Origin of the sequence: Actibacterium sp. MT2.3-13A (assembly GCF_018139985.1) — a bacterium.
Taxonomy (GTDB): domain Bacteria; phylum Pseudomonadota; class Alphaproteobacteria; order Rhodobacterales; family Rhodobacteraceae; genus JAGSOU01.
In genome coordinates, this window is the sequence record NZ_JAGSOU010000040.1 from 1 (window position 1) to 3,856 (window position 3,856).

Genomic DNA, 3,856 nt, shown 5'->3' on the forward strand with positions numbered 1-3,856 from the left:
TCGGGCATCGAGAACCCGCTGTTCTTCAAGGAGAATACGCGGATGTATTACGGCGACGCAAAGGCCTCCATCGACAAGCTCCTGACCATGATCGAGTGAGGAAATGGGAGGCGTCCCGCCCATTGGGACGCCTCACGCAAGCACATGACCGATACGATGGCGGAAGACAGGTTGCAGTCCGGGCTGAGGGCTTATCGCTGGGCGGTCCTTGCCGGTCTGTGGGGGCTCTATCTGTGTTTCGGTCTCGGGCAGGTCGGGATAGCGCCGCTTGTTTCCGCGGTCCAGACCGATCTCGGGCTCTCATCGAGCGAGATGGGAATGGTGCTGGGATCCTGGCAATTCCTCTATGTTTTCACTGCGATCCCGGGAGCCTTGTTCATGCTGCGCCATGGCATACCGACGACGCTGACCGTCGGAGGGCTGATCGTCCTGGCGTCCCTTGTCCTGAGGGGGGCGGCATGGGATTTCCCCAGCCTCCTCATCGCAGTCTCCCTGCTGGGCGCCGGTGGGCCTGTCATTTCGATCGGCGCGCCCGTCCTCGTCGGGCAACTCTTTTCCGGTCGCGCGCTCGGCTTCGCCATGGGGGCCTACATCACCGCGCCGGGGGTGGCGAACATCCTGACATACTCCCTCAGTGGGCCCGTGCTCATCCCGTTCTTCGGCAATTGGCGCATGGTCCTGCTGACCTGGGCGGCGATTTCCACCATTTTCCTGGCCGGCTGGATCCCGATCCGAAGCGCGTTGGCCGGCGACACCGGGCCGGGCGGAGACCCAGAACGGTCCGGGCTTCCCCTGTCTCGCGACCGGGGTTTTCTGGCACTCATCTGCCTGGCTGGGGCTGCGACGCTTTTCGTCGATCACGGCTTCCGCTTCTGGGGAATGGAAGTCGCCCGGTCCGCAGGCTATGACGGCGGCTCCGCCGGATTGATCGCGGCGCTGGCCATGGCCCTGGGTCTCTTGGCGCTGCTGGTCATTCCGCCCCTGGCGGTGACGCGGGGAAGTCATATCCGCGTGGCGATGTGCCTGGCTGGCCTCGTCGCGTCGGGCACCCTGGCGATGATGGGGTTATGGGGCCGCCCCTACTTCGTTGCGGGTTTCCTTGCCATGGGTTTCGCCGTGGGGCCGCTCCTGACGATTGCTCTCATTCCGATCGTGGGCCATGTGCGGTTTACCCCCCGCAAGCGCATTCTCGTCGTTGCGGCCTTTTTCGCCGTGGCGGAGATAGGCGGAACGCTGGGCCCGCTGACTTTCGGAATCCTGTGTGACCTGACCGGAGGCTTCGAGGTCGCACTTATCATCCTGCTTGCCGTTGCGCTGGCCATTCCTGCGCTTCTGTTCGGTCCCGGCAAGCGACTTGAAACTTCGCAGACCAAAGGATCAAGCGAATGATTGAAACCGGCACATGGAATCCACACAGCGGCTTGGCGGCACAGGGGATCTCGACCCGTTCCGCCCGCTACAATGCCTCGAACGCCGTGTTGCTGGAGACGGCGCTGGCACGCAAGGAGGGGCTTTTGACCGCACAAGGCGCGCTGGCGGTAAATACGGGTAAATTCACCGGCCGCTCGCCGAAGGACAAGCATATCGTTGCGGAGCCGGAAACCGAGGCCGATATCTGGTGGGACGGCAATAGCCGCATGTCGCCCGTGCATTTCGAGCGCATGAAGAAGGACATCTTCGACTATTTGAGAGAGAGGAACGTCGAGGTCCAGGATCTTGTCTGCGGCGCGGTGGCGGAGCATTCCGTCAACATCCGGCTGGTAGCGGACTACACCTGGCACGCCCTGTTCCTGCGTCATATGCTGAGGCGCCCCGACCGCGCGGCGCTGGAGGAATACGTTCCGGACTTCACGATCATCAACGTCCCGGACTTTCTGGCTGATCCTGAACGCCATGGGTGCCGGTCGGAGACCTGCATCGCCCTGAGTTTCGAGCAGCGGCTGGTGCTGATTGCGGGAACTGAATACTCGGGCGAGAATAAGAAATCCGCCTTCACGATCCTCAATCACCTCTATCCCGAGCGCGGCATCATGCCGATGCATTGCTCGGCCAATCATGCGATCGAAGATCCCAGTGACACGGCGCTCTTCTTCGGCCTGTCCGGCACCGGGAAGACCACTCTGTCCGCCGATCCCAACCGAGCCCTGATCGGCGATGATGAGCATGGCTGGTTTGACGACGGCGTCTTCAATTTCGAGGGTGGCTGCTATGCCAAGACCATCCGGCTGTCCCAGGAGGCTGAACCGGACATCTGGGCGGCCGTCCATTCTTGCGGCACGGTGCTGGAGAACGTCGTGGTCGACGCACGCACGCGAGAGATCGATTTCGATGATGCGTCTCTCACCGAAAACACCCGTGCCGCCTATCCGCTGAGCGTCCTGCCAAACGCGAACGTGGATTCGAGGGGGGGCACGCCGCGGAACATCTTCCTGCTGACCTGCGACGCCTTTGGGGTCACGCCCCCTATTGCACGCCTTACCCCAAAAGAAGCACGCGCCCTGTTCCTTCTGGGCTTCACCTCCAAGGTCTCTGGCACCGAGCGCGGCGTGACCGAGCCGGAACCCACCTTCTCGACCTGCTTCGGCGCGCCGTTTCTCACGCGCGCCCCACATGTCTATGCCGACCTGTTCGAACGGCGTCTCGCCGACTGCGGCGCGAATGTCTGGCTGGTCAACACCGGCTGGAGCGGGGGCAATGCGCGCACCGGGAACAGGATGCCGATCCGTGTGACCCGACGTCTGTTGAATGCCGCGATGGCTGGACTACTGGATCGGTCGGACTATGTGAAGGATCCTGTGTGGGGCCTGTCCATACCGACGTCGGGGCCTGAGGAAACGATCCCTTTCCTTAACCCCGAGGAGACGTGGCGGGACCGGGCGGCCTTTTGGGAGTCGGCGGGCCAGTTGCGCGACAGAATTCTACCCCGGCTTGCGGCGCTGAAGATAGAAGGCCTGATGGACCGCGCCAGACCCTTGGCGACGGCGGTCGAAAAGGCGGAACATGAATAGGGCACGAGAATGAAGTTCATCGCATATGTCAGCCAGGCCATAGCGCCGTTCGACGCGGAGGAATTGCAGCACCTGCTCGAGCGCAGCCGCGCGCGAAACACGGCCGATGGGATCACCGGTCTGCTGATCTATCGCTACAACGATGAATACGGCAGGGGCAATTTCCTTCAGTTCCTTGAAGGACCGGAAACCCGGATCGAGGAAGTCTGGGAAAGGATAGCGAATGACGATCGGCATCACTCGGTCATCGTGGTTGAGGAGGGTCGTTCCGAAAAGCGAATGTTCTCTGACTGGTCCATGGGCTTCAGGAATGTCGAAGAATTCGACCTGAGGGATTTCCCCGGTTTTGCGGATATGGGCAGTGACGCATTTTGGAGGAGGGCTGAGAATAATGCACTTCCGGAAGCACTCGATCTCCTGCGGAGCTTTTGCGACTGACGTGAAGCCCGCCATCGTGCAGTCGGCCTGATCTGTCGCAAGGGCGATGCCGGCTGTCACCCGATCGAACCGCCCGTCGCAACCGGAGGGAGAACGGGCCGGCTGAGTCTTGGGCCGGCGAAATGAAGGGCCCGGCGCGGCGTCCGCGGCGTCGGTCAAACGGGTCTCTGTGTTCCAATTCTGAGGTCCGGTCACGACGAGCCTTTGGTCCTTCCGCGGACAGTGCCCGGGGCTGGGCGAACGATTTCAACCACGCTCGACCACATCCGGCGCCTGGCTACGAGACGCCTGAAGCGTCTGCCGAATGCCCGTGACCTGCCCCCCGGTGGTCCCTCGTTCATAACGAGAGTCTGCGGGTTTGGGATTGGTAGTTGGGTTGGTCGGTTTGGGCAAGCGCGCCGGGAGCGGAG

General features: G+C 62.3%; 4 protein-coding genes. All 4 read left to right on the top strand.

The genetic code is table 11. The annotated features are described in order from the left end of the window. Positions 1–99 (top strand): NAD(P)(+) transhydrogenase (Re/Si-specific) subunit beta (locus KCI33_RS17755; RefSeq protein WP_212525303.1); only part of this gene is annotated, 99 nt, incomplete at its 5' end. Between the two features lie 45 nt (positions 100–144). Beyond that, positions 145–1,389, top strand: coding sequence for an MFS transporter (locus tag KCI33_RS17760; RefSeq protein ID WP_212526142.1), 1,245 nt, complete (start codon positions 145–147; stop codon positions 1,387–1,389). Further along, entirely contained in the window at positions 1,386–3,008 is a 1,623-nt protein-coding gene (gene pckA, locus KCI33_RS17765; protein WP_212526143.1) for a phosphoenolpyruvate carboxykinase (ATP), read from the top strand. Before KCI33_RS17760 ends, pckA begins: the two co-directional genes overlap by 4 nt. 9 nt (positions 3,009–3,017) lie before the next feature. Beyond that, positions 3,018–3,446: a BLUF domain-containing protein gene (locus tag KCI33_RS17770; RefSeq protein ID WP_212526144.1), complete on the top strand. Its 429-nt coding sequence runs from the start codon at positions 3,018–3,020 to the stop codon at positions 3,444–3,446. The last annotated feature ends 410 nt before the right edge of the window (positions 3,447–3,856 follow it).

What these genes read in the sequence shown, in the direction of transcription:
- pckA (WP_212526143.1), top strand. Translation starts at nt 1,386, where the DNA reads ATGATTGAAACCGGCACATGGAATCCACACAGCGGCTTGGCGGCACAG.
- KCI33_RS17760 (WP_212526142.1), top strand. Translation starts at nt 145, where the DNA reads ATGACCGATACGATGGCGGAAGACAGGTTGCAGTCCGGGCTGAGGGCT.
- KCI33_RS17770 (WP_212526144.1), top strand. Translation starts at nt 3,018, where the DNA reads ATGAAGTTCATCGCATATGTCAGCCAGGCCATAGCGCCGTTCGACGCG.